Raw genomic sequence first — 23,308 nt, forward strand, 5'->3', positions numbered from 1 at the left:
AAGTGGTGGGTTTAATTGGATTCGAACCAACGACCCCTACCATGTCAAGGTAGTGCTCTAACCAACTGAGCTATAAACCCACTTCATAAACCGGGTTGAAAACCCGTTTTATCCCGCCAGCACTGCTGGCGTGGTCGGCATACTACCCATGGCCCCCAAGGCTGTCAACAAGGGACATGCACAAAGGAGACTGTTTGCCCAGTTCTTGTGCAGCCTGTTGATTTTACAGGCGAGCCGCCCCAAAAGTGCGGCTCCCCGTGCCCCTGGCCGCGCCCTATTGCGCCCGAGAGAGGGCGGTGCAGGCTGCGGGGCTGGCGAAGCGGCCGTAGATGACGCGCAGCCGTGCGCCCAGCATCAGGGCGGCGGAGGTGAGACCGACGATGAAGCCTATCCAGAAGCCCTGCGGGCCCATGCGCGGTACCACCCAGTCGGTCAGCCCCAGGATCATGCCGGTGGGCAGACCCAGCCCCCAATAGGCGACGATGGTGACGTAGAAGATGGCCTGGGTATCCTTGTAACCGCGCAGGGCCGCCGCGGCCACCACCTGCACCGAATCGGAGATCTGGTAGATGGCGGCGAAGAAGAGCAGGGTAGCGGCGAGGCCGATCACCTGCAGGTCGTCGGTGTAGATCCCTGCGATGGGGTCGCGCAGCAGCACGGTGAGGGCGGCGGTCGCGGCGGCGACGCCCATGCCCAGCATCAGGCCGGTGCGGGCGGCGACCCTGGCCTGATCCGGTTGACCTTCCCCTATGTTGTGACCGACCCGGATGGTCACACCGACACCGATGGACAGGGGCAGCATGAAGACCAGGCTGGAGAAGTTGAGCGCAATCTGGTGACTCGCCACCGTCTCCGCGCCGAAGGGGGCCAGCATCAGGGCCACCACGGTAAACAGGGTCACCTCGCAGAAGATGGCCATGGCGATGGGGAACCCCAGGCGGAACAGGCGCCAGATCCGGCTGCCGTTGGGGCGTGCCAGCTGGGCGAACAGGTTGATGCGCTTGAAGTGGGCAGAGCACTTCACATAGACGATCATCGCCAGCAGCATGGCCCAGAGCACGATGGCAGTGGCCACGCCGCAGCCGACGCCGCCGAGTTTCGGCATGCCGAAGTGGCCGTGAATGAAGATGTAGTTGGCGGGGATGTTGACCGCGAGCCCCACGAAACCGATCACCATGGTCGGCATGGTGTGGGAGAGCCCCTCACTGAAGTTGCGCAGCACCTGGAACATCACGAAGGCGGGCAGGCCCCACAGGATGGCGTGCAGGTAGCCGGCAGTCTTGGCCGCCATGACGGGATCCACGTCCATGAATTGCAGTGCCAGGGGGCTGAAGTAGAGTGCCACCATGGCGATGGGCGTGACGATGAGGGCGAGCCAGAAGCCCTGGTGCACGGCGGGGCGCACCTCGTCCTGCTTGCGGGCGCCGTTGAGCTGGGAAACGATGGGGGTGAGGGCCATGATGATGCCCTGCACCAGCAAGATGATCGGCAGCCAGAAGCTGGACGCCACCGACACGGCGGCAAGATCCACGGCGCTCACCTGTCCCGCCATCACGGTATCGACGAAGTTCATGGCGATCTGGGCCACCTGGGCGACCAGAATGGGGCTGGCTAGACGAACGAGCTGCTTCGCCTCGGACCAATAACGTTGCACTGACACCTCCGAGTGGATCAGATAAAAGAGAAAGAGCGGGCAAGAGAGATGGGCTTTTGCCTCCTCGTCCTGAGGAGACAAAATGCGGGGGTGTCATTCTAGCCTGAAAAACCGCCAACGGGGAAGGTCGGCGGCAGATTTGTAGCCGGGATCAGGCGTCTTCGTGATCGCTGATCAGCAGGTTGGCCGCGGCATAGGCCGCCTGCTCGCGCAGATCCGCCGGTACCCGCTCGTCGGAGGCCACGGCGTTGAGCGCCCGTATGCTGGCGGCGATGGCCTGGGGCACATAACCCTGTTCACCGGAGCCAATCTGGTTGTAGGCGATGCGAATGGCTTCACAGCATTGATATACCTGCATTTTTGTTTCCTCATTCAGTCTGGATTGATTGGGGTCACTATAGCGATCGCGCTTCTCCTTGTCAGCCGGCACCCTTGTCTTGCAAGGTGGCCGGGGGTAACCTGCCGACAATTTTCACAGCCTGGAGAGACTCATGTTCACCGGCATCGTACAAGGGACCGCCGAACTGGTGGCCATCGATTCACTGCCCAATTTTCGCACCCACGTGATCCGCATGCCTAGCCCGGCCTGGGGCGAGGGGCTGGCCCTGGGGGCCTCGGTGGCCCACAACGGCTGCTGCCTGACCGTCACCCGGGTGGAGGGGGATCTGGTCAGCTTCGATCTGATGCAAGAGACTCTGCGCCTCACCAACCTTGGACAACTGGTGGTGGGTGACAAGGTCAACGTGGAGCGGGCCGCCCGCTTTGGGGACGAGATTGGCGGCCATGCCATGTCCGGCCACATCATGGGCACGGCCGAGGTGACCTCGGTCATCGACACCCCCAACAACCGCCAGGTGTGGTATCGCCTCGATCCTGCGCTCATGAAGTACGTGCTGACCAAGGGCTACATCGGCATCGACGGCATCAGCCTCACCGTGGGCGAGGTACGCGCCAGCGAGTTCTGCGTCAACCTGATCCCCGAGACCCTGGCCCGGACCAACCTGGGCTGGGTCAAGGCCGGCTGGCAGACCAACATCGAGATTGACCCCCAGACCCAGGCCATCGTCGACACGGTGGAGCGGGTGCTGGCGGCGCGCCAGTAACCACCTGAGCGCTGCCCCCAGGGTTCGAAGAGGAGGGCGGCATCACGGGAAAGGCGCCCTCTTGTGGAAGAGGCGCCGCCCCAGAGCCTTGGAGACTTCCCTATGTTTGTCGTGACATTGACTTATGTGAAACCGCTGGCGGAGATCGATGCCCTGATCCCGGCCCACATTGCGTGGCTGGAGCGGCAGTATGCCGCAGGCCATTTTCTGGCATTCGGGCGTCAGGTACCCCGAGTCGGGGGCGTCATACTGGCGCAGGGCGTGAGCCGAGACGCCCTGGAGGCGATGCTGGCAGAGGATCCCTTCAAGCAGGCAGAGGCGGCCGATTATCAGGTAGTGGAGTTTGTTCCGACCATGACGTCGGCGAAGGCGGCGTGCTTGAGGGAGGCGTGATCCAGCCTGACGATGGCACCAGAACAAACGGGACCCACAGGGTCCCGTTTGTTTTTGTCTGTGTCTGGACAGGGGGATTCAAAACAGCTGCTCGTCGTCGGCATCCACGAAGAGTTGCAGGCAGTCGCGAGCTTCATCCCGGTGCAGCCGCAGGTGAATGGGGTTGCAGCAGGCCATGCAATCTTCGTAGAACTCCTGATCCCCCTGGCTGGCATCCAGCTCGACCCGGGTGTGGTGGCCGCAGTGGGGGCAGACGATACGCTTGCTGGTGTATTCGATCATGGTGACCTCCTCGGGCCCGTGGGCCGTCTCTGTGCTCCTGCTGATTCTAGTCGCCACAAGGCGGCGCAACCGCGAGCAAGCGCACGTTTATGAGCGGGCTCAAGGGAGGCAGGAGGTCAGTCCGCCAGGATGTTGCCTACTTGACCCAGCCGGCCAGCATCTCTGCGTTCAGCTCGGCAAGAGAGCGCAGCTCGTGGTTGGCGATGGCCAGACGGGGATCGCCGACCAGCGCCGGGTCTGGCACGATCAGCGCCGTCATGGAGGCTGCCTTGGCCGCCAGCAGGCCGGTGAAGCTGTCCTCGATGGCGAGACAGTGCACAGGCTCGACGCCGAGCTTCTCGGCGGCGTGGATATAGACATCCGGGTGGGGTTTGCCAAAGCGCTCCACCTCGGCGGAGTGGACCGCCATGAAACGGTCCTGGATACCGAGTTTGCCGAGCACCGCCTCGACCATGGCAAACGGGGAGGAGGTGGCGAGCCCGATCTTGAGCCCTTGGGCCTCGATGAGGTCGAGCGCTTCCAGCACCCCGGCCTTGGGCTGCCCCTCTTGCAGGATGAGCGCGATCACCTGATCCAGAATACGCTGTACCACCTCTTCCTGGCTGGGGCTGCTCCAGGGGCGGATCCGGTACCAGTGGGCCACCAGCTGATCGATGCGCACCCCTATGGTGGAGTTGCAGTCCTCCTCGGTGTGGAAGTGGCCCAGTTCGGCGAAGACGGCCATCTGGGCCCGTTGCCAGAAGGGTTCCGAGTCGATCAGAACACCATCCATATCGAAGATCACGGCAGTTAACATCTTGTACTCCTGACATAGGTGAAGGGGGGATTATAAGTCCGGTGCTTCAATGGGAAAGGGGCAGTCACCTGCCCCTTGCGCCGGATCACGCAGATAAACGTTTGTTTTTACGTGGTAAAGCGGATTGCCTAGAAGAGTACCTCGACCCGGGCTGCCACCGTCTTGGCCTGCTCCACGGCTTCCTGGCAATCCTGCCCACGGGCGAGCGCCACCCCGAGGCGACGACGACCGGCGATCTCCGGCTTGCCAAAGAGACGCAACTGGGCTCCGGGCACCAGGGCCAGTGCCTCGCCAATCCCCTGATAGCGGATATCCTGGCTGTGGCCTTCCCGCAGCACCACGGCAGAGGCGCTCGGGCCGTACTGGGTGATGGTGCCGACGGGCAGCCCCAGGATGGCGCGCACGTGCAGGGCGAACTCGGAGAGATCCTGGGAGATCAGGGTCACCATGCCGGTGTCGTGGGGGCGGGGGGAGACTTCGCTGAACCACACCTCGTCGCCCCTGATGAAGAGCTCGACCCCGAACAGACCATAGCCGCCAAGAGCTTCGACCACCTTGGCCGCCACCTCCTTGGAGCGGGCCAGGGCCAGCTCGCTCATGGCCTGGGGCTGCCAGGATTCGCGGTAGTCGCCATCCTCCTGACGATGGCCGATAGGCTCGCAGAAGTGGATGCCATCGACCGCGCGCACCGTGAGCAGGGTGATCTCGTACTCGAAAGGAACGAAGCCTTCGACAATCACCTTGCCACGACCGGCACGGCCCCCCTCCTGGGCATAGGTCCAGCTTTCATCCAGCCTGGCGAGATCGCGCAGCAGGCTCTGCCCCTTGCCGGAGGAGCTCATCACCGGTTTGACCACGCAGGGGAGGCCGATGGCCTCGACGGCGGCCACAAACTCCTCCTTGCTCTGGGCAAAGCGGTAGGCAGAGGTGGGCAGCCCCAGGGTTTCGGCGGCGAGGCGACGGATCCCCTCCCGGTTCATGGTGAGCTGGGTGGCGCGGGCATTGGGCACCACCTTGACCCCTTCCTGCTCGAGGGCGGCCAGGGTGTCGGTGGCGATGGCTTCAATCTCGGGGATGATGAGGTCGGGCTTGACCTCGGCCACCAGGGCGCGCAGGGCGGCGCCATCCAGCATGTCCAGCACGCGGGCCTGGTGGGCCACCTGCATGGCGGGGGCGTTGGCATAGCGGTCGGCGGCGATCACCTCGATACCGAGCCGCTGCAGCTCGATGGCGACCTCCTTGCCGAGTTCGCCTGATCCCAGCAGCAGGGCGCGGGTCGCAGTGGGGCGGGTGGCGGTTCCAAACATCTGATCTCTCCTGAGGTCGGTGGTCAGCAGGGCTGATCCGGGTGAGCAAAAAAAGAGGCACGCATGGCGTACCTCAGGAAGTGGGTGGGTGGGCGCGCTGCTCCAGATGGGTGAGCAGGGTGATGGCGCCGATGATGATGGCCGCCCCCAGCCACAAGCGACCGGGGGGGGCCCAGCCAAATACCAGCCAGCCGGCCAGCACGTTCATGGGCAGCTTGGCAAAATCAAAAGGTTGCACGAAGGAGGCCTCCGCCACGCTGTAGGCGCGGGCGATGGACATCTGGGCCAGTGCCGACAGTACGCCCGAGGAGGCCACCAGCAGCCACTGGGTTTCGCTCGGCCACTGCCATTCAGGGATCGCCAGCATGGCGTTGAACGGGGTGCTGAAGACGAGCAGGTAGACGACGATGGTGTGGGACGACTCGCTGGCTGCCTGATAGCGCACCAGCAAGGAGTAGCCTGCCCAGAAGAGGGCGGCCGCCACCGGCAGCAGGGAGGCCAGGGTGAAGTCGTCGGTCCAGGGGGCCAGGATCAGCATGGCGCCGACAAAGCCGGCCAGGGTCGCGAGAATGCGGGCCCGGCTCACCTGCTCTTTGAGAAAGAGGGCTGATCCCAGGGTGGCAAACAGGGGGGAGGTCATCAAGAGCGCGATCCCCTGCCAGATGGGGACGGGGACCGCCAGTGCCCAGAGCCAGAACTGGATGCCGGTCACCGCCAGGGCGACCCGCAGCAGGTGCAGGCGCAGCTGGTTCGTCATCAGGGACTGGCGCAGACCGTGGCGCACCAGCCAGGGCAGCAGGCAGACCAGGGCGATCAGATATTGGTGAAAGGCGACCTGGGTCGAGGGGAGGCCGAGCGTGAAGCTGACATACTGGCTCAGGCTGTTGACGGCGGCGAAGCAGAGGCCTGCCACCATCATCCAGACGGCGCCGGCAAAGGGGGAGTGCCTGCGGGAGGAGGTCATGAGATCCGGATCACGTACAAAAAGTGCGGCGGATCATAACGGCAATCGTTTGTCATGCCAAGGGTGCGGAGTTTGATGAGCCCCTCTCTGCCGAGGAAATGCACAGACATCAAATTTTTTGAATGACTTGAGCATCTATTTTCGCTATCAGGCTTTAATGCCAGTCTTTATAGTGACCTCCATCGACAGCCTGGCTGTTCAATTGACAATCAAATGGAGTTTCACCATGGCCAATATCCTCGTTCTGAAGTCCAGCATCCTGGGCCAGTATTCCCAATCCAACGCCCTGATCGACGGCTACCTGGCCGAGCGCCAGGGTGACACCATCCAGGTACGCGATCTGGCGACCCTGAACCTGCCGGTGCTGGACGGCGAGCTGGCCATGGGCCTGCGTGGTGGCGAGAACCTGAACGAGCGTCAGCAAGCGGTGCTGGCCCAGTCCGACGAGCTGGTCGCCGAGCTCAAGGCGAGCGATCTGGTGATCATCGCGGCCCCCATGTACAACTTCAACATCCCGACCCAGCTGAAAAACTGGATCGATCTGGTGGCCCGTGCCGGCGTGACCTTCCGTTACACCGAGACCGGTCCGGTCGGCCTGGTGGAGAACACCCGCGCCCTGGTGGTCAGCCCCCGTGGCGGCATGCACGTGGGCAATGCCACCGACCTGGTGACCCCCTACATGCGTACCGTGCTGGGCTTCATCGGCATCAACGAAGTGGACTTCATCTATGCCGAAGGCATGGGCATGGGGCCGGAGGCGCAAGCCAAGGGGATCGAGCAGGCCAAGGAGCAGCTGGAAACCCTGGCTTACTGATGCCACTCGGGGTCTTGGCCCCCAGTATCCTGAAACAACAACGCAGCCCTCGGGCTGCGTTGTTGTTTCAGGGCAGGCATTACGCTCTGGCGTCGTTATTCGCGCAGGAAGTGGCGACAGCCGCTGCCGACCATCAGAAAGACCGCCACCAGGGAGGCCAGCAGCAGGGTGGTGAGCCACTGCTCGGCGCTGCTGGGGACCTGGGGGAGGAAGAGGCTGATCACCAGCAATGTGCAGAGGGTGATCAGGCTGGTTGGTCGAATGAGGCGCATCATGGGTCATCCTTGGCTGCGGGTGGTGAACGAGAGGCTAACCGCGGTCTGTGACAACAAGATGTATCCATACCTCTTGCGAAGATCAACTGACCGGGTAGCCACCACCTTAGCAGCTTTTGCCGACGGAGCCAGCGGCATGGGTCGGGTTGTGATCCGGATCCCTATCTGAACTGCTTCTGATCTTCCTGATAGTGAAAATCGCCACTGGCCAGCCTGGCAACCAGGGCCTCTTGATCGAGATCCTGCGCCCGGCAAAGATCATCGAGATCCTCGTAGTGATCACGCAGCTGCATGTTGACCAGGCTCAGCAGCATGTTGACATCCATGGTGGCAAAGTTGTTCAGCTTCATGAGGGTTGCTCGTTGTCCAGCAGGTGAAGTTGTTCGATGGCATCGCTGACGCTCTGCAGGTGCAGGCGAATGCTCTGGCGCGCCTCGGCCGGCAGATAGTCGGTGAGGGTGTGCTGCCAGCTTCCCGCCTCCGTCTTGAGCTGCTGGAACAGGGTGAGCCCCGCCGGGGTGAAGGAGACCAGGCTGATGCGCTTGTCCTGCACGCTGTTCTCGGTGAACAGGATGCCTTTCTCCACCAGACGATGGATCTCGCGGGAGATCCGTACCTTGTCCATGCCGCTCGCCTCCACCAGCTCCTTCTGGCTGATGGGGTAGTGGGGGCCGAGCACCATCATCAGGCGCCACTGGGGCACGGTGAGTTGGTACCGCTGCTGATAAAACTGTTCAAAGGTATCGCGCACCATCTCAGCGGCGTGAACCAGCTGATAAGGAGGGTAGTGCGCGAGCAGCTCAATGATCTTCGACATATGACATCCTGCTGTGGCGGCTGCATCGGGTGCAGTTTCTCTTGATACTTTGGCCTTGATGATACGTAACACAGGGGCATTTGTCTGACCAGTCACCAGAAAAATGTGCGTTTGCGCACGTGTTCTGTCATCGAATCGGCAATTGGGGTCTCAACTGGCCTGCTTGCCCGCACTCTTTCGCAGCCATATCAAGGCGTTGTGGGTCAGCCAGGCCTCGCGACTCTGCAAGGCGTATAGCGCCGCCTCGTCACGGCTGCCTCCCTGCCAGCGGCGAGGCTCCTGCTTGGGCAAGCGGCGCTGGCCCAGCAAAGTGGCGGGCACATGGGGATTGATCCTCATTGCCGCCGCCAGATGAGGGCGCGCCGCCGTTTCCCCTTCGCAGACAAAGCTCATCAAGGCTTTGTTGTAGAGCAGCCAGCAGGAGGCTTCATCAAAGCGCACCAGCAGTTGTTGCAGGGCATCCCACTCCCCTTGCCAGGCATAGAGGGTGGAGAGGGGGTGGCGGCAAGCGGGCTCGTCGGCGCGGCAGAGGGCGAGCAGGGACAGGTACTCATCCCGTGCCTGCCCAAGCTGCCCAAGTCGCAGCAGGCAATCGGCTCGACCGGCCCTGGCCGCGATCAGAGGGCGTGCCTCGGGGACCTGCCAGCCATGGCCCGCGTGGGCTTGCCAGAATGCCTCATCGAACAGGAGGTTGGCATCGGCAATGATGCGCTCGAACCAGCCAAGGCGAGGGAGGGGATCGCGGCTCTCTGCCGCCAGCTCGAACCACTGCTGCCACTGGCGAGTCTGCTCGTTGTCCAGGGACGGGCTCTCTTCAGGCTCGGCCTCGTAGTGATCCTGGCCGAGCAGGAGGTTGAGGGCCGTCTTCATCTGCTGGCGTTGACGCTTGCAAAAATCGAGGAAGGGGAGCTCGCTGGCCGCAGCCTGGTGCAGCATCATGGCCATGGGCTTGTCGCGAAACAGGCAGAGCTCGGCCACCAGGCTGAAGCGATGGCGGGTCGCCGGATCGTTCAGATCGGTCGGCGCCGGCCAGCAGGCCACCCCCTGACTGAAGCCATAGCTCCATTGGCCCAGAGGATGGCGCTTGTCAAACACCTGCTCCGGGTTGTCGGTAGAGAGGCGACATTGGCTCGGCAGGGCCAGCTGCGCGTCGTCGGCCTGTGCTTCCAGCTCGGCGATCAGGTGATGCAGCGCCTCGGCACTCTTCTCGTCCAGCGCTGCATCATGAGGCAGCAGGCCGGCCAGCGGATCTTGCCAGTCGGGGGCAACGGGCCCCGTCAGACGGGCGCACAGGAAGCCGTGCAGGGCGGGGTAACTCATCTCCTGCTGGCTGTGGGTCTGGATCCATTGATTGAGATGACGGGTACGAGTGGCTGGGTTCATCGGCGCTTCCTCTGGATTTGACGGCCGCGAAGTCTACCTAAAAGTGGGGTTATTTGCAGCAAAGGGGAAACTGAATGCTGCTAATATCGTCAATCTGGCCGCCCGGGAGCGGGAAAAGAGGTCAGACACAGGGGGGAGGGGCTAGGTCCTGCTGCCGCTCTGGGGTAACATGCGCGCCTGCATGACATAAATCGGCCCCGTCCTCTCTCATCCGACGGCGGCGATGCACCTCTATATGACGGGTCTTCCATGAGATGGGCCCATCCGGATATTGAAAGAAGAGATCACCATGTTACAGATTGGCAAGATGAACACCCTGACCGTCGTCGAGATTGAGGAGCGCGGCGCCTGGCTGGCGGCGGGGGAATACGGCGAGCTGCTGCTGCCCAGGCGCCAGTTGCCGGAAGGCGTCGCCGAGGAGAGCGAGGTGTCCGTCTTCCTCTATCTGGATGCGGATTGCGAACCGGTGATCACCACCGACAAGCCCTTCGCCATGGTGGGGGACATCGTCGGTCTCAAGGTGGTCAACGCCAACAAGATTGGTGCTTTCCTCGACTGGGGCATGAAGAAGGATCTCTTCGTACCAAGCCGCGAGCAGAACAAGCCGATGCAGGTGGGCCATGTCTATCTGGTGCATCTGATGCTGGACAACGAAGGGCGCATGGTCGGCACCAGCCGTCTGGAGCGCTTCCTGCGCATCGACCCTCCTTTCAAGAGCGGTGACGAGGTGACGGTGCTGCCGGGGGAACACACCCCCCTTGGCATCAAGGCCGTGGTCAATGGCCAGTACGCCGGCATGCTGTTCAAGAACGAGGTGTTCGGCCGCGTGATGACGGGCCGACCGCTGACCGCCTGGGTCAAGCAGGTGCGCGAAGATGGCAAGCTGGACCTGACCCTGCAAAAGCCGGGACTGGCCCGGATGGATGACGCCGGTGCGCGCATCCTGCTGCGCCTGCAAAAGCAGGGGGGCAGCCTTGCGGTGGGAGACAAGAGCGATCCTGACGTCATCTACAAGATGTTCAGCATGAGCAAGGGCACCTTCAAGAAAGCGATCGGCGGCCTCTACAAGCAGGGCAAGATCGTCATCGAGGAGCACAGCATCCGCCTCGTGGGCTCCGACACGCCGGTAGGGGACGAATAAAGGTGCCGAGTCCCTGCATCGGTGACTGCCGGGCCAAAGAGGGGCTCTGCCTCGGCTGTGGCCGCACCCTGACCGAGATAGGCCAGTGGCCCGTCATGGACAGCGAGGCCCAGCTGGCCCGCATGGCCGAGCTCGATGGCTCGAAGAGCACCCATGCCTGCCCGGGCTGCGGCGAGCCAGCCTTCTGCGCCGTGTCGGCGGGGGAACCCATCGAGCGCTGCTGGTGTAACCAGCTTCCCGCGTTGCCCATGAGCGATGCCAGCGCCTGCTGGTGTCGCCGCTGTCTGGCCAAGGCCATCGCGGCACGCCCCTGACTCGGGCATCGCAAAAAACGAAAAAGGCGCCTGGGGCGCCTTTTCTTATGCCTGTTGCTGGCGGTGCCAGCGGATATGCACGTCGTGCTCGCTCTGATCCCGGGGGAACAGGAAGGTGGCGTAGATCACCTCGAATTCGTCCTGATGATCCAGCAAGCCGACCCAGACCTCGGCCCAACGTGCCATGTCCACCGGCTCGCCGAGTTCGGTTGACCAGTCGGCATTGGGCAGGGTTGCCTCCACCGCGCCACGTTGCTCGAACTCGAGGGTGATGTCGACGATTTGTTCGGGGGCCAGCATGTCGGCGGCCTGCTCCAGAAACTGATCATAGGCCCACTCGACCAGCTGATCCGGGCTACGTTGTTCCATGAAATCACTCCAGATACGTCCAGGTTCGCCACTTTAACAAGTATTGGGATGGGCAGCCAGCCCGGGGGCGGTGACGCCGTGCTGTCAAATGGCGGGATCAGGGGATAAGGTTAACAGAGCCGCCAGCAGGGGCGGCGTGACGGGGCGGCCTGGCAAGATGAAGCGACGACAGTACAGAAGGCAGATCAAGCGGCGGCGCGAAACCTGGTGGTGGCACTATCTGCCCCTTCATCGGGAAACCGTCGGCGGCCATCTGGGGCCCGCCTCTGATCCGCAGGATGGCGCTACTCTGTGCCGTGAACCCGGTTCAGGGTGACTTGCCCGAGTTGACCCATCTGACGACGGATCCAGGCCGAGCGCTGTTGCACATAGGGTGAGGGGGGCTTGACCCGATAACGCCAGGGATTGGGCAGGGCGGCGGCGAGCAGGGAGGCCTCGTAACGGGTGAGGCGTATCGCCGGTTTGCCGAAGTAGTGCCTGGCGGCCGCCTCGGCGCCATAGATGCCGGGTCCGAACTCCACGATGTTGAGATACACCTCGAGAATGCGGGACTTGTCCCAGCCCAGCTCCATCAACAGGGTGAACCAGGCCTCTATCCCCTTGCGCAGGAAGCTGCGATCGCTCCACATGAAGAGGTTCTTGGCGGTCTGCTGGCTGAGGGTGCTGGCACCGCGCACCCGCCCGCTTTGCTGGTTGTGCCTGAGGGCCGAGCTGATGGCGTCCATGTCAAAGCCGTGATGTTCGGCAAAGCGCTGATCTTCGGCGGCGATCACCGCCAGTTGCAGCTCCCGGGAAATCTGCTCAAGCGGCACCCAGTCGTGCTTCACCTCGGCCACCTTGGCAGGGGGAAACAGGGCGCGTTCGAGGCGCCAGGTCCACATGGGAGGGTCGATGAAGCGCAGCAGCGCGACCGAGACGATGGTGCTCGCAAAGGCGGCCAGCAGCAGCTTGCCGAGCCAGCCCAGCAGTCGCCGTCTGTGCGAAGGCCTCACGGGCTCGGGCCCGCCGTCCCAGTCATAGTGGCCAGGATCATCGGGATCCGGAATTATTGGGGCAGCCATTCGATGTGGCAGAACTTCTCGTCGACGCGGCGGGAGAGCAGCATGCGGGCAAACAGGTGCTCGTACTCTTCTTGTTCGTTGCCAAGGCCGACCCAGATCTCGGCATAGTCGGCGTCGCTCACCTCAAATCCCACGTCGGCCGCCCAGTCGTCGGCGGGATCGGTCTCCGCCAGCAGGCCGCGGTCGTTGAACTCCTGATTGAAGCGGACGATCTCCTGCTCGGGCAGGTTGTCGGAGGCCAGCTCCATGAAGAGTTCGAGGGCGGTGTCGAGCAGTTCCTCGACGCTGTGCATTTCGTCATTCAAAGACATAAGAGCCGTGTTCCAGATAAGGGGGGAGGGAAAGTCCGTCGGCAGCGCCTCGGGGTGCGCGGTATTCTAGCTGGCCCTGATGCCCTTGGCGAGATGCCGGGACGCCAGGCATTAAAAAACCGGATCCTGGGAAAGGATCCGGTCTTCATTGGGGGAAGGGGTCGCGCATGGTGCGTCAGCTCATCCCTTCTTCTGGTCGTCGGCAAAGGTGATGTTGAGCTCCAGCACCGACAACTCGTCACTCTTCTGATCAAGCTGGACGGTGATCTTGTCCGGGTCGATCTGCACGTATTTGCGGATCACGTCGAGGATGTCCTGCTTGAGCTGGGGCAGGTAATCCGGCCCCCCTCTGGATGAACGCTCGTGAGCCACGATGATCTGCAACCGCTCTTTGGCCAGTTGTGCGGTGTTCTGTTTCTTGTTGGAACGAAAATAATCCAATAATGACATGCTTAACTCCCGAACAGTCGGCTAAAGAAGCCCTTCTTCTCTTCTTCCAGAAAACGGAAATCCTTGGTGTCACCCAGCAGACGGGCGACGGCGTCCTCGTAGGCCTGACCGGCATCGGACTCCTTGTCCAGAATGACCGGCTCGCCGGAGTTGGAGGCGCGCAGCACCGCCTGGGACTCCGGGATCACCCCGAGCAGTTTGATGGCCAGGATCTCCTGCACGTCCTGCACGCTCAGCATGTCGCCGCGGTTGACGCGGGTCGGGCAGTAGCGGGTCAGCAGCAGGTGCTCCTTGATGGGATCCTCACCGCGCTCGGCACGGCGGGACTTGGAGGCCAGGATACCGAGGATGCGATCCGAGTCACGCACGGAAGAGACTTCCGGGTTGGTGGTGACGATGGCCTCGTCGGCGAAATAGAGCGCCATCAGGGCGCCGGATTCGATACCGGCGGGGGAGTCGCAGACGATGTAGTCAAACTGCATCTCCGCCAGCTGATCCAGGATCTTCTCCACCCCTTCACGGGTCAGGGCATCCTTGTCCCGGGTCTGGGAGGCGGGCAGGATGAACAGGTTTTCGCAACGCTTGTCCTTGATGAGGGCCTGGTTGAGGTTGGCTTCCCCGTTGATGACGTTGACGAAGTCATAGACCACGCGCCGCTCGCAACCCATGATGAGGTCCAGGTTTCTCAGACCAATGTCAAAATCGATGACCACGGTCTTGTGGCCACGCTGGGCCAGACCGGTGCTCAGTGCCGCGCTGGTTGTCGTCTTGCCAACGCCACCCTTGCCCGATGTAACGACTATGATTCGCGCCATTCTCGCTTCCTTGTAACTCTATTTGATTCGGTCTATACGAAGTTGTTCATTGTCGAGCCGGATATGGACCGGCTCTTGTATCACGCCTGCAGGCAATGCATCGCTGAGCTGGAAGGTGCCCGCGATGGAGAGCAGCTCGGCCTGCAATTGCTGGCAATAAATGCGGGCCTTGGGATTGCCCTTGGCCCCTGCGATGGCTCGGCCACGCAGGGCACCATAAACATGGATGCTGTCATCGGCGATGACTTCGGCGCCAGGGCTCACCGAGCCCAGCACCACCAGCGAGGTGCCGGCTGCATAGATCTGCTGACCGGAGCGCACCGGGCCCACGTGGACCTTGCTTGCCTCCACGGGCGCTGGCACCGGAGGAACCGGTGCGGCTTCCACTGGCTTGGGCTCAGGCACTGGCGGCGTCGGCTCAGGTTCTGCCTTGCGGCTCTTGCCTGACACCATGACGGCGAGGCCTGCCGCCTTGGCGGCCGTCTTCATCGCCTCGTCCCGCGCCCCCGTGATCCCGACCAGCACGAAGTCTTCCGACTCGACCAGCTCCCTGAGCTGTTCGAAATCGGGGATCGCCTCGAGGCGTTCCACATTGAGGACGAGGGGGGCACAATTAAAAAACTGGGGGGCCTGCGCGACCTTGGCCTCCAGCAGTTGTCGGATCCGGGCCGGATTGCCATCGCTGAGATGCAACACAGAAATAGTGAAGGTGGTCCCTTTCAATTCGTTATCGCGTTCAACCATGAATCTTCCCCGAACCGAGACGGTAATACGTTATTGTTATTCAATTCCTGATGTTATAGTTTGCCACCACCAGAGGCAATAAACCCGTCGGATTATATCAATTTCCATGTTGTGTGCAGTCTATAAAAGTCGCAAAAAAGCCGAGACCTATCTCTTTATTGAACGAAGAGAGGACTTTTCCCGCGTTCCCGAGGTGCTGATGAGTACCTTCGGGCGTCCCGAACTGGTCCTGATGACCAAACTGGACCCGGCCAAGCCCCTGGGGCTGGCCTCCACGGAGCGGGTGATGGCCGCCCTGAAGAGCCAGGGCTTTTATCTGCAGGTGCCACCGCCACCGGAAAACCTGCTGGAGCAGCACAAGGCGCAATTAAAGGACGCACGATGAGGGCGGGGCGGCTGGCACTGCTGTTGTCAGGCGCCCTGTCGGGATCGCCGGTGCAGGCCGGCCCCAATTTTGACCAGTACGTGGCGAGCCTCAAAGAGCAGGCGCTGGCGGCGGGCATGTTGCCCGAGACGGTGAGTGCGGCCTTTGCGGATGTACATCTTGTTGATGCTGCCATCAGGCACGACAAAAATCAGCCGGAATTCAAACTGACCCTGGACACATATATTCCCCGGGCGGTGCCGGAATGGAAAGTCAAGCAAGCCCAAACCTTATATCGCCAGCATTTGCCGCTGCTCACAAAAATAGGCAGGGAATATGGGGTTCAACCCCGCTTTATTGTTGCCTTGTGGGGAATTGAAACCAATTTCGGCAAAATAACCGGCCATTATCCCCTTATCTCTTCTCTCTCGACCCTGGCCTGGGACGGTCGCCGTGAAGCCTTCTTCAAAGGCGAGTTGTTCGATGCCCTGCGCATTCTGGAGCAGGGACATGTGAACCCCGCCAACTTCAAGGGATCCTGGGCGGGGGCCATGGGACAGGTGCAGTTCATGCCCTCGTCATTCCTGCAATACGCGGTGGATCAGGACGGGGACGGCAAGAAGGATCTCTGGGGCAATCTGGCGGATGTATTTGGATCGGCTGCCAATTATCTGAGCCAGAACGGCTGGCGTGAAGACCAGACCTGGGGACGGCGGGTGAGGGTGCCCGAGGCGCTCGATCCGGCGCTGCTGGGGCTTGAGATCCGCAAGCCGCTGTCGGCCTGGCAGGCGCTCGGGGTGCGGCAACTGGACGGCTCCCCCCTGCCTGCGGTCGACATGCAGGCCTCCCTCATCCGCCCCGACGATATTCACGGGCGAAGCTACCTGGCCTATGACAATTACCGGGTACTGCGTCACTGGAATCGCTCCCCCTATTTCGTGGTGGCCGTCGGTACCCTGGCCGATCGCATCGTGAAATAGCTCTCCCCCGTTCTCCTGTCACGGCGAACGGGTGGAGGTGATATGCCCGTCTCTTTTTATCCCTTGTCGGCCTCCCTTTATCCACGAACGCTGCCCTTTAAATCGCGACTAAAAAAAAAAGCGGGAATATATCCCGCTTTTTTCATGTCATCGCGACTCGGCGTTAGTCGCAGGCAACCTGCATCACCTTGATGGCCAGGCCACCGCGGGAGGTCTCGCGGTACTTGGAGTCCATGTCCTTGCCGGTGATGTACATGGTCTCGATCACCTTGTCCAGCGACACACGCGGCTTGGAGGTGCGACGCAGGGCCATGCGGGAGGCGTTGACCGCCTTCATGGCGGCGATGGCATTGCGCTCGATGCAGGGCACCTGTACCTGGCCGGCCACCGGGTCGCAGGTCAGACCCAGGTTGTGTTCCATGCCGATCTCGGCGGCTTCACAGACATGCTCGGGGCTGCCGCCCATCAGCTCGGTCAGGCCGGCGGCGGCCATGGAGCAGGAGACGCCCACTTCACCCTGGCAGCCCACTTCGGCGCCGGAGATGGACGCGTTCATCTTGTAGAGCATGCCGACGGCGGCAGCGGCCAGATAGAAGCGGGTGTACTCGTCGCGGCCCACCGGCTGGATGAACTTGTCGTAGTAGGCCAGCACGGCGGGGATGATGCCGGCGGCGCCGTTGGTCGGTGCGGTGACGACGCGGCCACCGGCGGCGTTCTCTTCACTCACCGCCAGGGCGAACATGTTGACCCAGTCCACGATGTTCATGGGATCATTGGAGAGGTTCTCGTTGGTAGTCAGCTGGCGGTAGAGCGGGGCGGCGCGGCGCGGTACGCGCAGCGGGCCGGAGAGGACGCCCTCGGTGCGGCAGCCGCGCTCGATCCCTTCCCGCATGGTGGTCCAGATCTTGCCGAGCTTCTTGTAGATCTCTTCCGGGGTGTTGAAGCACTTCTCGTTTTCCATCATCAGGGCGGAGATGGAGAGACCGCTCTGGCTGCAGTGGGCGATGAGCTCGGCGGCACTCTTGAAGGGATAGCTGACGGACATGTCGCCGCTGTCACCCTTGCCAAAGTTCTCTTCGTCGACGATGAAGCCACCGCCGATGGAGTAGTAGGTCTTGCTGTAGACGGCGTCATCTTCGATGAAGGCAGTCAGCCTCATGCCGTTTTCGTGCAGGGGCAAGGCCTCGTCATGGAAGATCATGGCGCCCTTGGGGAAGCTGACGGTGTGGCAGTGCAGGCCGATGGGCAGACGACCGGTCTGCTCCACGCGGGAGATGAATTCGGGGATGGCGTCGATGTCGACGTTCTCCGGCAGGTTGCCCGCCAGACCCATGATGATGGCGGTATCCGTGTGGTGGCCTTTGCCGGTCCAGGAGAGTGAGCCATAGACATCGACCTGGATCCGGGTGATGTCACGGATCTTGCCGCCAGCACGCAGTTCATCCACGAACTGTTTGGCTGCCTTCATGGGGCCGACAGTGTGGGAAGAGGAGGGGCCAACACCGATTTTGAAGATATCAAAAACGCTGATCATGTAACAATTACCTCAGGGTAGAAGGGGGCGCCATGCCCACTCGCAGAAAAGGGATCCATGGGACGGGTCTGTCGTCACAAAGGCCAGGGAACCGGATAACCACAGTGTAACGGTTCAATGCCTAAAAAAAGTTGAAACAGATCTATTTTTGTTGAATTCGTGGCGCGAGTATAAAATTTATTTTGATGGTTATCCATTTTGTTAAGCGCCAGACAAACGTTTTGCAAAAAAATACCCGGCGATGCCGGGTATTCGAGTGCCATATGCGGCTTTATCACAGAGGCTTAACACTCGGTGATGTTGACGGCAAGGCCGCCCCGGGCGGTCTCCTTGTACTTGGTCTTCATGTCGTTGCCGGTTTCCCACATGGTTCTGATCACCTTGTCCAGCGACACCTTGTGCTCACCGGTGCCGCGCAGGGCGAGGCGGGCGGCATTGATCGCCTTGACCGCGCCCATGGCGTTGCGCTCGATGCAGGGCACCTGCACCAGGCCACCGACGGGATCGCAGGTCAGCCCGAGATTGTGCTCCATGCCGATCTCGGCGGCGTTCTCGACGATGGCGGGGCTGGCACCCAGCAGCTCGGCCAGGGCACCAGCGGCCATGGAGCAGGCTACGCCGACCTCGCCCTGACAGCCGACCTCGGCCCCCGAGAGGGAGGCATTCTTCTTGTAGAGGATGCCGATGGCGGCGGCAGTGAGGAAGTACTGCATCAGCAGCTCGTCATCCACCTTGCGCACGAAGCGATCGTAATAGTGCAACACCGCGGGGATGATGCCCGCTGCGCCGTTGGTCGGCGCCGTCACCACGCGGCCCCCGGCGGCGTTCTCCTCGTTGACGGCCAGCGCAAAGAGATCCACCCACTCCATCACCATCAGCGGATCCTTGTTGAAATTGGTCTCGCCACAGAGCTGGCGATAGAGGGCGGGAGCCCGGCGCTTGACCTTGAGACCGCCTGGTAGCACCCCCTCGCTCTTGCAGCCACGCTCCACACACCCCTGCATCGCCTGCCAGATCTTGCGAAGCCCGGCCTTGATCTCCGCTTCCGAGCGAAACACCTTCTCGTTGGCCAGCATCAGCCCCGAGATGGAGAGGCCGCTCTCCTGGCACTGGGCCAGCAGTTCGGCGCCGCTCTCGAAGGGATAGGGGATGGGGTGGGCGGCATCGAAGCGGGCCGCCTCTTCCCGGGCGTTGGCGAAGTGACTCTCCTCGATGATGAAACCGCCCCCGATGGAGTAGTAGGTCTGCTCGAACACAAGGGTGTCACCCTCATAGGCGCGCAATGTCATGCCGTTGGAGTGGGCGGGAAGGGTCTTGCGTCGGTTGAAGAGGATGGCGCCGATGCGGGGAAATTCGCTGGGTTGCTCGCCGCCCAGGCAGAGGGTCTGGGTCTGCTCTACCTGGGCGAGGAAGGCGGGAATGGCCTCGATGTCCACGGATTCGGGTTCAAATCCGGCCAGTCCCAGGATGATGGCCTTGCCGGTGCCGTGCCCCTTGCCGGTCTGGCCCAGTGAGCCGTAGCACTCGACGACGACGCGTCCGGTACGGGAGAGGAGTGCGTTCGCTTTGAGGGTCTGGATGAAGGCGCAGGCGGCCCGCATCGGTCCCACGGTATGGGAGGAGGAGGGGCCTATCCCGATGGAAAACATGTCGAAGACACTGATCATGACGTACTCCAATTATGGATTTCGTCTAAACATTGTAAATTTTTTGTAGTCGTTGAAAAGGGGGGAGATAGCGGGGTGTGATGGCGGTAGGGAAATGGGCGCGGGAGAGACGCGCCATGGGGGAGCCGCTCGGCATCCCATGGCGCCCGTGATACATCAGTCGAGGAACTCGCACAGATAGGCGGAGGCGATCTTCACTTCCAGCTTGAAGGAGGAGTGGCCCGCCACGTCGAAGGATTCCCCCTGCTGGTAGGTGTGCCACTCATCTTCGTCGGCCAGCTGGATGGTGAGGGCGCCCTTGATCACCGTCATGCGCTCCGGGGCGGCGGTATTGAACAGGTACTCGCCCGCTTCCATCACACCAACGGTAGCTTTCTCGCCTTTTTGCTCGAAACCGATGGATTTAACATTTCCGTCAAAATACTCGTTAACTTTCAGCATCTTTTCTTCCCTGTATGCACGTTTGCAGAGCCAACGTAGCACACTGTTTTGGATGTTGTCATGGTAAAAGGAGCAAAAACAGCCGTGTCTCTTTTGAGGCTTTACTTTCTCATAAAGTTATCAATGCATTTCGTTAACGGATTCTGATGTAAAACGGGGCGCAAATATGAGATAAAGCGCACCGCCAGAGCAATGGAGAGGATTTGACGCTCTGGGTGGTCATTTACGCTGTAAAAGTGTGAGTAATTGCTAAATAAAGGAACATTCTGTGTTAACAAAAGGATTAATCAAAAACATCGGCTTCCAGGTAGTGGTGGCCATGGTGCTGGGCGCGCTGGTCGGGGCGCTCATGGGAGAGCAAGCCACGGTGTTTGCGCCGCTCGGCACCCTGTTTATCCAGCTGATCAAGATGCTAGTGATCCCGCTGGTAGCGGTGGCCATCCTGTCCGGGGCCGCCAACCTGGGGGCCAGCCCCGCTGCTGGCAAGATTGGCGTCACCACGCTCGCCTTCTTCCTCGTCACCTCCGCACTGGCGGTGTTCCTGGCGTTGGTGATGGGTCAGGTGTTCAAACCCGGTGTGGGTGTTGACTTTGGCGCCACCGCGGCCATGTTCTCCGGCGACTACGCCGACAAGGGGGCACTGCCCGATGCAGTGGCCACCCTGCTCGGCATGATCCCGACCAACGTGTTCAGCGCCTTGAACGAGGCCAACATCCTGCAGATCCTGGTGTTCTGCATGTTCCTCGGCATCGCCCTGGCCAAGCAGCCCCGCGAGCGCGCCAAGCCGCTGGTGGATGGGCTCAACACCCTGGTGGACGCCTTCGTCTGGATGATCAACAAGGTGATGCTGATCGCCCCCATCGGCGTCTTCGGCCTGATGGCCGACGCCATCGGCACCTACGGCTTCGACGTGCTGACCCTGGTGCTCAAGCTGTTCGTCGTCTATGTCGCCGCCATCCTCATCTTCGGCTTCGTGGTCTATCCGCTGCTGATCGCGTTCTTCTCCAACACGCCGGTACGCAAGTACTTCTCCGCGATGAAGAAACCGCAGATCGTGGCCTTCTCCACCGCCTCTTCCATGGCGACCCTGCCGGTCAACATGGAGACCTGCGAGCGCGATCTGAAGGTGACCAACGCCACCGCGTCCTTCGTGCTGCCGCTGGGCGCCACCATCAACATGAGCGGCAACGCCATTTATTACGGCCTGGTCGCCATCTTCTTCGCCCAGGTCTATAACATCGATCTTTCCATGGGTGCCTGGGCGGCGATCATCGTCACCTCCACCCTGGGTGCCATCGGTCAGGCCGGTGTGCCGGGCCCGAGCTTCCTGGTGGTTGCCGTGCTGCTGGCGGCCGGGATCCCCATCGAGGGTCTGCCGCTGCTGTTCGCGCTGGATCGTCTGTTCGACATGATCCGGACCGCGCTGAACATCACCGGTGATGCGGCCTGCGCCATCATCGTCGATCGCTACAGCCCGGATTACGATCCGAACCGCTGGAGCAAGGAGGCCTGATATCGGGTCATCCACCGTGCATGACAAGAGGGAGGCTTCAAGCCTCCCTCTTTCATTTGTGTCTATTTGCTGGCGGTGTTCCCCGCTCGCCTCGCCCGTCTGCGTGCCTCAGGGAGAGAGGTGTGCCAGGGCCTGGCGGCAGCGCTGTTCGGCCGCCTCCAGCTCCAGCAGGACCATCTGGATATCTTCCAGCTGTTGCTGTAGGGTCTCCCGCTTGTCGGCCACCAGCCCCAGCATGGTCTGCAACTGGGAGCGGCTGCTCTTGTCCGCATCGTAGAGATCGAACAGCTCCCGGATCTCTGCGAGGCTGAAGCCCAGACGCTTGCCACGCAGGGTCAGCTTGAGCCGCACCCTGTCCTGACGGCTGTAGATCCTGTGCTGTCCCTGGCGGGTCGGGTTGAGCAGGCCCTGATCCTCGTAGAAGCGGATGCTGCGGGTGGTCACATCGAACTCGCGAGCCAGTTCGCTGATGCTGAAGGTGCGGGTGTCGTCCCTGGATTTGGTCATGGGGCTGTCTTGGCTGCCATCTGGTTGTCAATGCAGGCTGGCACCTTACCCAAACGTCAACTTCCCCGCAAGTCTTGTTCCTGTCGCGGTCGCGGCATATGTTATCCCGATGTAACAAGGAGAGTGCTATCGATGGATATCGTGATTGTGGCGGCCAAACGTACCCCCATGGGGGCCTTCCAGGGGGCCCTGAGCGGGCTCGGTGTCCCCGAGCTTGGCGCCTGCGCCATCCGCGCCGCGCTGGCGCAGGCCGGGATGACGGGGGAGCAGGTGAATGAGGTCTATATGGGCAACGTGCTGAGCGCAGGGGTCGGCCAGGCGCCAGCCCGCCAGGCGGCGCTCAAGGGGGGGCTGCCGGACAGCGTGCCCTGCACCACCATCAACAAGGTGTGCGGCTCCGGCATGAAGGCGGTGATGCTGGCGGCGGACAGCCTGCGCCTGGGGGAGGCCGAGGTCGTGGTGGCGGGGGGCATGGAGAGCATGAGCCGCGCACCCTATCTGCTGGACAAGGCGCGCAGCGGTTTTCGCATGGGGCACCAGAGCGTGCTCGATCACATGTTCCTGGACGGTTTGCAGGATGCCTACGAAGGCCATCTGATGGGTCATTACGCCCAGTTGAGTGCCGATCGCAGCGGACTGACCCGGGCCGACATGGATGCCTTTGCCATCGCCTCCCTGGAGCGGGCGCTGACGGCGCAGCGCAGCGGTGCCTTTGCCGCGGAACTGGCTCCCGTCATGACCGCTGACCACACCCTGCTGCTGGCCGAGGATGAGCAACCGGGCAAGGCCAGGCCCGACAAGATCCCCGGCCTCAAGCCGGCCTTCAGCAAGCACGGCACCATCACGGCGGCCAATGCAAGTTCCATCTCGGACGGGGCGGCAGCTCTGGTGCTGATGCGGGGCGAGAGCGCTGCCCGGCTCGGATTGCCGGTGCTGGCCAGGGTAGTGGGTTACCAGAGTCACGCGGCCTTGCCGGCGGAGTTTACCAGTGCCCCCGTCGGCGCCATCGACAAGTTGCTGGCACGGGTGGGCTGGTCGGTGGAGGAGGTGGACCTGTTCGAGGTCAATGAGGCATTCGCCATGGTGAGCATGCTGGCCATGGCAGGGTGCGGCATCCCCCATCACAAGTTGAACGTGAACGGCGGGGCCTGTGCGCTGGGGCACCCTCTTGGCGCCAGTGGCGCCCGCATCCTGGTGACCCTGATCCATGCCCTGCGTGCCCGCGGGCTCAGACGAGGGGTGGCGAGCTTGTGCATCGGGGGAGGGGAGGCAACGGCCATCGCCATCGAGGCAGGCTGAATGCGTGGGT

Annotated in this window: 29 protein-coding genes and 1 tRNA gene; 9 read left to right on the forward strand and 21 right to left on the reverse strand. The window is 62.1% G+C overall.

Annotated features, from left to right (window positions below; all coding sequences use genetic code 11):
- Positions 1 to 3: 3 nt before the first annotated feature.
- The 3 genes from H7R73_RS11315 to H7R73_RS11325 form a co-directional block, all read right to left on the reverse strand.
- Positions 4 to 80, reverse strand: a tRNA-Val gene (locus H7R73_RS11315).
- A gap of 194 nt (positions 81 to 274) precedes the next feature.
- Positions 275 to 1,654: an MATE family efflux transporter gene (locus tag H7R73_RS11320; RefSeq protein ID WP_029314480.1), complete on the reverse strand. Its 1,380-nt coding sequence runs from the start codon at positions 1,652 to 1,654 to the stop codon at positions 275 to 277.
- A 151-nt stretch (positions 1,655 to 1,805) separates the two neighbouring features.
- On the reverse strand, positions 1,806 to 2,012 hold the full coding sequence (locus tag H7R73_RS11325; protein ID WP_010674629.1) for a YaeP family protein: 207 nt from the start codon (positions 2,010 to 2,012) through the stop codon (positions 1,806 to 1,808).
- Between the two features lie 133 nt (positions 2,013 to 2,145).
- Between H7R73_RS11325 and H7R73_RS11330 the strand changes: the two genes are divergently transcribed.
- Both H7R73_RS11330 and H7R73_RS11335 read left to right on the forward strand, forming a co-directional pair.
- Positions 2,146 to 2,757, forward strand: a complete 612-nt coding sequence (locus tag H7R73_RS11330; protein WP_048207609.1) for a riboflavin synthase — start codon at positions 2,146 to 2,148, stop codon at positions 2,755 to 2,757.
- Between the two features lie 102 nt (positions 2,758 to 2,859).
- On the forward strand, positions 2,860 to 3,150 hold the full coding sequence (locus tag H7R73_RS11335) for a YciI family protein (protein WP_103244639.1): 291 nt from the start codon (positions 2,860 to 2,862) through the stop codon (positions 3,148 to 3,150).
- Positions 3,151 to 3,228: 78 nt separating this feature from the next.
- On the opposite strand, the gene H7R73_RS11340 is transcribed toward H7R73_RS11335, so the two are convergent.
- The 4 genes from H7R73_RS11340 to H7R73_RS11355 all read right to left on the reverse strand — a co-directional run bounded on the left by H7R73_RS11340 (position 3,229) and on the right by H7R73_RS11355 (position 6,499).
- Positions 3,229 to 3,432 carry a CPXCG motif-containing cysteine-rich protein gene (locus H7R73_RS11340; protein WP_005336871.1) on the reverse strand — a complete coding sequence of 68 codons (204 nt, stop codon included), beginning with the start codon at positions 3,430 to 3,432 and terminating at the stop codon, positions 3,229 to 3,231.
- A gap of 136 nt (positions 3,433 to 3,568) precedes the next feature.
- A complete protein-coding gene (gene hxpB, locus H7R73_RS11345) occupies positions 3,569 to 4,228 on the reverse strand; it encodes a hexitol phosphatase HxpB (protein ID WP_010674632.1) in 660 nt (219 codons plus the stop codon).
- Between the two features lie 128 nt (positions 4,229 to 4,356).
- Entirely contained in the window at positions 4,357 to 5,535 is a 1,179-nt protein-coding gene (gene purT / locus H7R73_RS11350; RefSeq protein WP_041211381.1) for a formate-dependent phosphoribosylglycinamide formyltransferase, read from the reverse strand.
- Between the two features lie 73 nt (positions 5,536 to 5,608).
- A complete protein-coding gene (locus tag H7R73_RS11355) occupies positions 5,609 to 6,499 on the reverse strand; it encodes a DMT family transporter (protein ID WP_039039093.1) in 891 nt (296 codons plus the stop codon).
- A gap of 226 nt (positions 6,500 to 6,725) precedes the next feature.
- On the opposite strand from H7R73_RS11355, the gene H7R73_RS11360 reads away from it, so the two are divergent.
- Positions 6,726 to 7,313 carry an FMN-dependent NADH-azoreductase gene (locus H7R73_RS11360; protein WP_039039094.1) on the forward strand — a complete coding sequence of 196 codons (588 nt, stop codon included), beginning with the start codon at positions 6,726 to 6,728 and terminating at the stop codon, positions 7,311 to 7,313.
- Positions 7,314 to 7,408: 95 nt separating this feature from the next.
- Here H7R73_RS11360 and H7R73_RS11365 read toward each other — a convergent pair whose 3' ends face one another.
- The 4 genes from H7R73_RS11365 to H7R73_RS11380 form a co-directional block, all read right to left on the reverse strand.
- Positions 7,409 to 7,588, reverse strand: coding sequence for a hypothetical protein (locus tag H7R73_RS11365; RefSeq protein WP_041215220.1), 180 nt, complete (start codon positions 7,586 to 7,588; stop codon positions 7,409 to 7,411).
- Positions 7,589 to 7,749: 161 nt separating this feature from the next.
- Entirely contained in the window at positions 7,750 to 7,938 is a 189-nt protein-coding gene (locus tag H7R73_RS11370; protein ID WP_010674638.1) for a DUF4250 domain-containing protein, read from the reverse strand.
- Positions 7,935 to 8,405: a MarR family winged helix-turn-helix transcriptional regulator gene (locus tag H7R73_RS11375; RefSeq protein ID WP_010674639.1), complete on the reverse strand. Its 471-nt coding sequence runs from the start codon at positions 8,403 to 8,405 to the stop codon at positions 7,935 to 7,937. Before H7R73_RS11375 ends, H7R73_RS11370 begins: the two co-directional genes overlap by 4 nt.
- Before the next feature lie 150 nt (positions 8,406 to 8,555).
- Positions 8,556 to 9,788 carry a UPF0149 family protein gene (locus H7R73_RS11380; RefSeq protein ID WP_103260075.1) on the reverse strand — a complete coding sequence of 411 codons (1,233 nt, stop codon included), beginning with the start codon at positions 9,786 to 9,788 and terminating at the stop codon, positions 8,556 to 8,558.
- Positions 9,789 to 10,059: 271 nt separating this feature from the next.
- Here H7R73_RS11380 and H7R73_RS11385 point away from each other — a divergent pair, with 271 nt between their 5' ends.
- Complete coding sequence (locus H7R73_RS11385; RefSeq protein ID WP_103260076.1) at positions 10,060 to 10,929, forward strand: CvfB family protein; 870 nt, start codon at positions 10,060 to 10,062, stop codon at positions 10,927 to 10,929.
- A 2-nt stretch (positions 10,930 to 10,931) separates the two neighbouring features.
- A complete protein-coding gene (locus H7R73_RS11390; protein ID WP_103260077.1) occupies positions 10,932 to 11,243 on the forward strand; it encodes a DUF1289 domain-containing protein in 312 nt (103 codons plus the stop codon).
- Positions 11,244 to 11,288: 45 nt separating this feature from the next.
- Here the strand turns inward: H7R73_RS11390 and H7R73_RS11395 are convergent, their stop codons facing one another.
- The 6 genes from H7R73_RS11395 to minC form a co-directional block, all read right to left on the reverse strand.
- Positions 11,289 to 11,612 carry an HI1450 family dsDNA-mimic protein gene (locus tag H7R73_RS11395; protein ID WP_182951715.1) on the reverse strand — a complete coding sequence of 108 codons (324 nt, stop codon included), beginning with the start codon at positions 11,610 to 11,612 and terminating at the stop codon, positions 11,289 to 11,291.
- A gap of 284 nt (positions 11,613 to 11,896) precedes the next feature.
- Positions 11,897 to 12,604: a monofunctional biosynthetic peptidoglycan transglycosylase gene (gene mtgA, locus H7R73_RS11400; RefSeq protein WP_080988723.1), complete on the reverse strand. Its 708-nt coding sequence runs from the start codon at positions 12,602 to 12,604 to the stop codon at positions 11,897 to 11,899.
- A 53-nt stretch (positions 12,605 to 12,657) separates the two neighbouring features.
- A complete protein-coding gene (locus H7R73_RS11405) occupies positions 12,658 to 12,984 on the reverse strand; it encodes an HI1450 family dsDNA-mimic protein (protein WP_029314491.1) in 327 nt (108 codons plus the stop codon).
- A gap of 180 nt (positions 12,985 to 13,164) precedes the next feature.
- The gene (gene minE, locus H7R73_RS11410) at positions 13,165 to 13,434 is read right to left on the reverse strand and encodes a cell division topological specificity factor MinE (RefSeq protein ID WP_010674646.1); all 270 of its coding nucleotides are present in this window, start codon (positions 13,432 to 13,434) and stop codon (positions 13,165 to 13,167) included.
- A 2-nt stretch (positions 13,435 to 13,436) separates the two neighbouring features.
- A complete protein-coding gene (gene minD / locus H7R73_RS11415) occupies positions 13,437 to 14,249 on the reverse strand; it encodes a septum site-determining protein MinD (RefSeq protein WP_010674647.1) in 813 nt (270 codons plus the stop codon).
- A gap of 18 nt (positions 14,250 to 14,267) precedes the next feature.
- Complete coding sequence (gene minC, locus H7R73_RS11420) at positions 14,268 to 14,993, reverse strand: septum site-determining protein MinC (RefSeq protein WP_039039101.1); 726 nt, start codon at positions 14,991 to 14,993, stop codon at positions 14,268 to 14,270.
- 106 nt (positions 14,994 to 15,099) lie between these two features.
- On the opposite strand from minC, the gene H7R73_RS11425 reads away from it, so the two are divergent.
- Together H7R73_RS11425 and H7R73_RS11430 are read left to right on the forward strand one after the other, a co-directional pair.
- Positions 15,100 to 15,378 carry a YcgL domain-containing protein gene (locus H7R73_RS11425; protein ID WP_039039102.1) on the forward strand — a complete coding sequence of 93 codons (279 nt, stop codon included), beginning with the start codon at positions 15,100 to 15,102 and terminating at the stop codon, positions 15,376 to 15,378.
- Positions 15,375 to 16,337, forward strand: coding sequence for a lytic murein transglycosylase (locus H7R73_RS11430; RefSeq protein ID WP_103260079.1), 963 nt, complete (start codon positions 15,375 to 15,377; stop codon positions 16,335 to 16,337). Before H7R73_RS11425 ends, H7R73_RS11430 begins: the two co-directional genes overlap by 4 nt.
- Before the next feature lie 163 nt (positions 16,338 to 16,500).
- On the opposite strand, the gene H7R73_RS11435 is transcribed toward H7R73_RS11430, so the two are convergent.
- The 3 genes from H7R73_RS11435 to ppnP all read right to left on the reverse strand — a co-directional run bounded on the left by H7R73_RS11435 (position 16,501) and on the right by ppnP (position 19,979).
- Positions 16,501 to 17,871 carry an L-serine ammonia-lyase gene (locus tag H7R73_RS11435; protein WP_039039104.1) on the reverse strand — a complete coding sequence of 457 codons (1,371 nt, stop codon included), beginning with the start codon at positions 17,869 to 17,871 and terminating at the stop codon, positions 16,501 to 16,503.
- A 284-nt stretch (positions 17,872 to 18,155) separates the two neighbouring features.
- Positions 18,156 to 19,538: an L-serine ammonia-lyase gene (locus tag H7R73_RS11440; RefSeq protein ID WP_010674652.1), complete on the reverse strand. Its 1,383-nt coding sequence runs from the start codon at positions 19,536 to 19,538 to the stop codon at positions 18,156 to 18,158.
- 156 nt (positions 19,539 to 19,694) lie between these two features.
- Complete coding sequence (ppnP, locus tag H7R73_RS11445; protein WP_010674653.1) at positions 19,695 to 19,979, reverse strand: pyrimidine/purine nucleoside phosphorylase; 285 nt, start codon at positions 19,977 to 19,979, stop codon at positions 19,695 to 19,697.
- A gap of 268 nt (positions 19,980 to 20,247) precedes the next feature.
- Here ppnP and H7R73_RS11450 point away from each other — a divergent pair, with 268 nt between their 5' ends.
- On the forward strand, positions 20,248 to 21,492 hold the full coding sequence (locus tag H7R73_RS11450; protein WP_039039105.1) for a dicarboxylate/amino acid:cation symporter: 1,245 nt from the start codon (positions 20,248 to 20,250) through the stop codon (positions 21,490 to 21,492).
- 108 nt (positions 21,493 to 21,600) lie between these two features.
- On the opposite strand, the gene H7R73_RS11455 is transcribed toward H7R73_RS11450, so the two are convergent.
- A complete protein-coding gene (locus H7R73_RS11455; protein WP_010674655.1) occupies positions 21,601 to 21,999 on the reverse strand; it encodes a MerR family transcriptional regulator in 399 nt (132 codons plus the stop codon).
- A gap of 132 nt (positions 22,000 to 22,131) precedes the next feature.
- Between H7R73_RS11455 and H7R73_RS11460 the strand changes: the two genes are divergently transcribed.
- Positions 22,132 to 23,298 carry a thiolase family protein gene (locus tag H7R73_RS11460; RefSeq protein WP_103260080.1) on the forward strand — a complete coding sequence of 389 codons (1,167 nt, stop codon included), beginning with the start codon at positions 22,132 to 22,134 and terminating at the stop codon, positions 23,296 to 23,298.
- The last annotated feature ends 10 nt before the right edge of the window (positions 23,299 to 23,308 follow it).

The organism is Aeromonas sp. WP2-W18-CRE-05, from assembly GCF_014168615.1.
GTDB lineage: Bacteria > Pseudomonadota > Gammaproteobacteria > Enterobacterales > Aeromonadaceae > Aeromonas > Aeromonas caviae.